We start from the raw sequence: 5,369 nt of genomic DNA, 5'->3' as shown, positions 1-5,369 counted from the left end.
CATAATTCACTTATTTTATAAACAAACTTAGTGGTTTTAAGTGATTCAAAAAATTAGAATGATATCAGCAAAAATTGCTTTTATCTACCAATTTCTAAAGAAGAAAGCAATTGGTTACTGGAACAGGCATACTATGGGGATTACTATTTGGTTACTTTTGTTCGTATTCTTTTTAGCTTTGTTCTGGAACAATATTTTTATTTCCATCGATTCAGGTCAACAAGGAATAAGATGGTCAAGGTTCGGTGGTACAGAAATTAGCGAGATCTATGGTGAAGGACTTCATGTTATCTGGCCCTGGGATAGGATGTATATCTATGAAACTCGCTTGCAAAACCAAATTGATACAATGCAAATCCTTACAGCCGAAGGGTTGACTGTTAAAGTAGAGTTCTCCTACCGTTTTTATCTTATGAAAGATTCGATCCCGACAATACATAGGAACCTGGGTGTTACATATGCAAAATCATTCGTAAAACCCGAAGTCGAAGCTGCCTCGATGGCAATAATTGGAAACTTTGCTCCTGAACAATTATATAAAATGTCGTCTTTAATTATTCAATCAACTATTAAATATTACTTGAGCAAACAATTACTTGAGCAAAATATTGTAATGGATGATTACCTGATCAAGAAAATAATATTGCCGGATCTTGTTTCCAGTTCAATCGAAAGAAAAATGGTTGCAGAACAGTTGTCTTATGAGTTTGTCTACAAACTTAAAATTGAAGAAAAAGAAAAACAGAGGAAAATTATTGAGGCTGAAGGCATAAAGCAGTTTGAGGAATTATCAAAAATTTCCATTCTGAAATGGAAAGGATTAGAAGTTACTTCTGAATTTGCAAAGTCCAATAATTCAAAGATCATTATTATGGGTAACGGTAAAAACGATTTGCCATTACTATTAAACTCCGATGAAAAAAAATAAACGGTTATAAAAATGCCAAAACTTAAAAATATGAATAGGACATTTTTAATATTGAGCTTCTTAGTTCTAATGCCATTAGTTATAAGTCATACACAGAATAAAGAGTTGAAAAAGATAACATTTCTTCCATCGTGGTTTCCACAGCAGCAATTTGCAGGTTATTATATGGCTAAAGAAAAAGGGATATATGAAAAATATGGACTTGATGTAACAATAATGAACGGTGGAATTGAACACGATGTAGCTACATCATTGAAAAGTGGTGAAGTTGATTTCGGAATAATGTTTCTGTATACCGGAGTAATGGAACGGGCAAAAGGAACCAAACTTGTGAATATCGGTCAGATATTTCAGCAAAGTAGTATTATGTTTGTTGCCAAAAAAAAATCGGGCATAAAAACTTTAAAGGATTTTAATGGTAAAAAGATTGGGCTTTGGCGATCAACTGCCAGAGAATTAACGACCGGTTTCTTAAAAAAACATAATATAAATGCTCAGATAATTCTATTTGACAAAGGTATTAATGTATTGCTTAAAGATGCGGTTGATATAGTTGTGATGATGAATTACAATGAGTATAAACGACTGATCAATTCAGGAATAAATCCCGATGAAATTACAACATTTAATTTTCATGATTACGAAATGAATTTTCCTGAAGACGGAATTTACTGTATGGAAAACACATTTAAGAGTGATCCGGAGCTATGCAGAAAATTTTTTAAGGCATCTATTGAAGGATTTACTTATGCCCTGGCACATAAAGATGAAACAATAGAAGTGATTAATAAATATCAAGAAAATTCAAATGTATCATATAACAGATCACATTCTCTTTGGATGTTAAATACCATTAAAGATATTATTAGCTCATCAGGTAAAAATGTAAAGGAAGGAAATCTTTTAATGTCAGATTTTGATTACCTTACTAATTTTCTATATGAGAATAAATTTATAACTATTAAACCACTTTACCGTGATTTTTATAAAGGCGACATGTGATATGTCAAAAATAACCTTAAAAATATCCCGACCTATTCTTTATTTCATCATCATAATAATTACTGTTGCACTTGCTTTTGCAGCAATTGAGTTCATCCGTACTTATAACAGATACTCTTGGAAGAAGCAAACACATGAACTTGCAAAAGCAAAATTAAAAGGAGAGGTAAACAAAATTCAGAAGGTTATCCTTTCTATAGAACAAATACCGCTAAATTTGGCGTATGTTCTTGAATTTTCAAAACCCCAAAAAGAACATATGAGTATTTTATTGGAGGCTATTGTTGTAAATAATGATGAAGTATTTGGGACCTGTATTGCCTTTGAGCCAAATTCTTATGATAAAGATACAACTTATTATTGCCCATATTTATATAAGAAAAACGGTAAAATAATATTTACGGATCCAACTGATACAACCTACAAATATTTTAGTATGGACTGGTATTTACTACCGAAGATATTACAAAAATCAGTTTGGATAGAACCTTATTTTGATGAAGGTTCAAGCGGGGGAAACATTGTATTAGCGACTTATTCAGTACCATTTTACTATTATGATGGAATAAAAGAAACGATGACTGGTATAGTAGCCGTTGATATTTCAATAGATTGGCTCGCGAAAATGGTTTCATCAATAAAATTATTTGATGAGAGTTATTCCATTCTGGTATCAGAAAACGGCACTGTCATAAGCGCTCCCAATCCGCAGTGGCCTTTTAACGAATCCTTATTCAGCTTAGCAGAAGAAAATAACGCACCTATCTTAAGAGAAATAGGTAGAGAATTACAGAAAGGAAAATCAGGTTTTATGAATGTGGGCAAATTTGGTACACAAAGAAACTGGTGGATTTATTATATGCCTATCCCAGCAAATAACTGGGGAGTTTTGCTTGTGGTACCCGAAGCGTAAAGATGTGAGTTTTAAAAAGTTTTTTCCGAAAAATATGCGGAATATTTATCAACATTAAAGGAGGTTACGATGGCTAAAGAAGAAAATACTGCTACAACTGAAGTAGTCGCTGAAAATACAGACCAGGTTAAACTTGATTCATCCCATGCACTGGTTAAAAAGTATATGTGGTGGTCGATGGGTGCCGGTCTCATTCCTGTTCCATTAGTGGATATTGCAACGGTTTCCGGAGTTCAACTTAAAATGTTAAATGAGCTCTCAAAAGTATACAATGTTAAATTTTCTAAAAACGCTGGGAAATCGATAATCAGTGCTTTACTTGGTGGAATATCTGCAGATGCTTTATCAAAAAGTTATCTTACCAGTATGATCAAATCAATTCCAATTATCGGAATTGTAGGTGCCGTTTCAATGCCTATATATTCCGGAGCAACTACTTGGGCTATTGGTAAGGTATTCATCCAGCATTTTGCATCCGGTGGTACATTCCTTGATTTTGATCCTAAGAAAGTAAAGGAATATTTCATGAATTTATTCAAACAAGGACAGGAAATGGCTCAGAATCTGAAAACAGCAAAAGCGTAGTTGCAGCGTTTTTAATAGCGGGGTTGTACGCCCCGCTATCATTATATATGTAATTATTTAAACTTAATTGGAAAATTAAAATGATTCTAATGGCATTAAATATATTCTTAAGTTTTGTTGTAGGCTTGTTGGGTAGAAAAACAATTCTTGGTTTTTGGGGTAACTTTATTTTCTCTTTGTTTCTTACACCGATAGTGCCTTTGATATATATATTGATCGCTACGAATATGGGGAAAAGAACCCAACTTCCATTGGCTAAATAGAGGTTATTTTTTTTATTTCGTACGATTTGATTTTTTTATCTGTTGTTATACAACACGAAATAAATTTATCAATGTTATAATGATTATAAAACCATTGGGCGTTATCAATAAATAAATCTCCATTAACTAATTTTATTCTTTTGGTAGAAATAAGAGAAAGCCCCCGTCCGTCTGCTTTTACAACACTTTCTATAAGTGTCCAGTAGAAGTAAAACCTTTTAAACTTATCTTCGGCAGAATAAATATCATTCCATTGGTCGGTTGTAAAATAATCTGTAAAATCAGAAAAATCTATCTCCTTAATCCTTTCTACATCTATTCCAACACGGCAATCTTTGGAGAAAACTATCGCAGCGCAATTATCTGTGTGAGAGATGTTAAAATCGAATGGAGAACCTGGAAAAAAAGGTTTGCCTGTGATATTATATTGCATATCGCTTAGTTTGAAATTTTCACAATCGTTTTCTTTAAGAGCTTTTAATAATAAAACTAATGATGTAAGCAACAGTTGCTGATCCTCAACTCTTTTAAGGAAAGATAGCTTCGATTTGGACTGAAGAGATAATTGCCCTATAAATTTTTCAAGATTGTTGTTAAGTAAAATATCGGTATATGCATAATAAATTTGGATCATGTTTTAAGTTGACTTTTAATTTTTTCAGCAATCAAATTGGAGATTTTTTCTATATGATCAAATATAAAAAAATGTCCACCTTCAAAACGATGAACAGAAATTGTATTGTCCGTCTCCAACTGCCAAATGGCTGCATCCTCGTCGCTTATTTTTTCATCCTTGCCAAGCATGATAGTAATAGGTACATCCAATGGAGTATTTTTTGAAGTATAATTGTAATCTGAGAGAGCCTGAAAATCTGCTCTTACAACCGGAAGGAAAAATTGAAGAAAACTTTTGTCTGTCAGCAATTCTTCGGGAGTGCCTGCCATTTCTCTAAGCATGTTTATAAACTGATCATCAGGTAGAGTGTGTTTATTGTCCGGTTTGATTGAAGCTGGAGCTGTCTGCCCCGAAAGAAAAAGTATTAAAGGAAGGTTCATTCCTTTCACGGAAATATATCTGCATAAGGTAATGCCAAGCAAAGATCCAAGGCTGTGGCCAAAAATAACGTAGTTTTCGTTTATTTTTGTTTCAATCTGCAAAAAGAGATCTTCAGTCATGGACTCGACACTATGCAGCAATGGTTCCGAAATTCTCTTTCCCCTCCCTGGTAGTTCAAGATTACACAGTTCAATATTATCAGGAATATATTTTTTAAATTCTGAATAAGAGTATGCATTTCCGCCAGAGAAGGGAATACAAAAAAGCCTGGTTTTTTTTAAGTCCATCTTGCTAACTATAAAAAGTATGAAAATTAAATTGTGTAGATATAAGATATATTTATTGAATTAAATATTCAATAAACTTTAATTCATAAGTAAATCACTGCTGCCCAAACCTTCCTGCGGAAAGAATCTATTGCACAACTTGTCATTCTGAATGAAGCAAAGCGAATGAAGAATCTCTGTACTAATAATCGAACTCCTGTTTTCCGCACTTTTTTTAAACAAGCGAAAAAGTTTAGTATTTGATACAGAAACAAAAGAATATTACCTATCTTGGGTGTCCCAAAATTAAAAATGGCTATGTTCGTAAGAAAAAAGAAAAATAAAAGCGGAACTA

At 32.9% G+C, this 5,369-nt stretch carries 6 protein-coding genes; 4 read left to right on the top strand and 2 right to left on the bottom strand.

Translation table 11 applies throughout. The annotated features are described in order from the left end of the window. Positions 1–58: 58 nt before the first annotated feature. From NTX22_03635 to NTX22_03620, 4 genes are all read left to right on the top strand, one after another. The gene (locus NTX22_03635; protein ID MCX6149599.1) at positions 59–928 is read left to right on the top strand and encodes a prohibitin family protein; all 870 of its coding nucleotides are present in this window, start codon (positions 59–61) and stop codon (positions 926–928) included. 69 nt (positions 929–997) lie between these two features. Then, a complete protein-coding gene (locus NTX22_03630; GenBank protein MCX6149598.1) occupies positions 998–1,930 on the top strand; it encodes an ABC transporter substrate-binding protein in 933 nt (310 codons plus the stop codon). Position 1,931: 1 nt separating this feature from the next. Beyond that, on the top strand, positions 1,932–2,843 hold the full coding sequence (locus NTX22_03625; GenBank protein MCX6149597.1) for a cache domain-containing protein: 912 nt from the start codon (positions 1,932–1,934) through the stop codon (positions 2,841–2,843). 69 nt (positions 2,844–2,912) lie between these two features. Beyond that, positions 2,913–3,428 (top strand): DUF697 domain-containing protein, encoded by a 516-nt coding sequence (locus NTX22_03620; protein ID MCX6149596.1) that lies wholly within the window; start codon positions 2,913–2,915, stop codon positions 3,426–3,428. A 255-nt stretch (positions 3,429–3,683) separates the two neighbouring features. On the opposite strand, the gene NTX22_03615 is transcribed toward NTX22_03620, so the two are convergent. Both NTX22_03615 and NTX22_03610 read right to left on the bottom strand, forming a co-directional pair. After that, complete coding sequence (locus NTX22_03615; protein MCX6149595.1) at positions 3,684–4,325, bottom strand: 4'-phosphopantetheinyl transferase superfamily protein; 642 nt, start codon at positions 4,323–4,325, stop codon at positions 3,684–3,686. After that, positions 4,322–5,035: a thioesterase domain-containing protein gene (locus NTX22_03610; GenBank protein ID MCX6149594.1), complete on the bottom strand. Its 714-nt coding sequence runs from the start codon at positions 5,033–5,035 to the stop codon at positions 4,322–4,324. Before NTX22_03610 ends, NTX22_03615 begins: the two co-directional genes overlap by 4 nt. Between the last annotated feature and the right edge of the window lie 334 nt (positions 5,036–5,369).

This window comes from Ignavibacteriales bacterium, assembly GCA_026390815.1.
Lineage (GTDB): Bacteria > Bacteroidota > Ignavibacteria > Ignavibacteriales > SURF-24 > JAPLFH01.
This window is presented reverse-complemented; position numbering and strand designations above follow the sequence as displayed.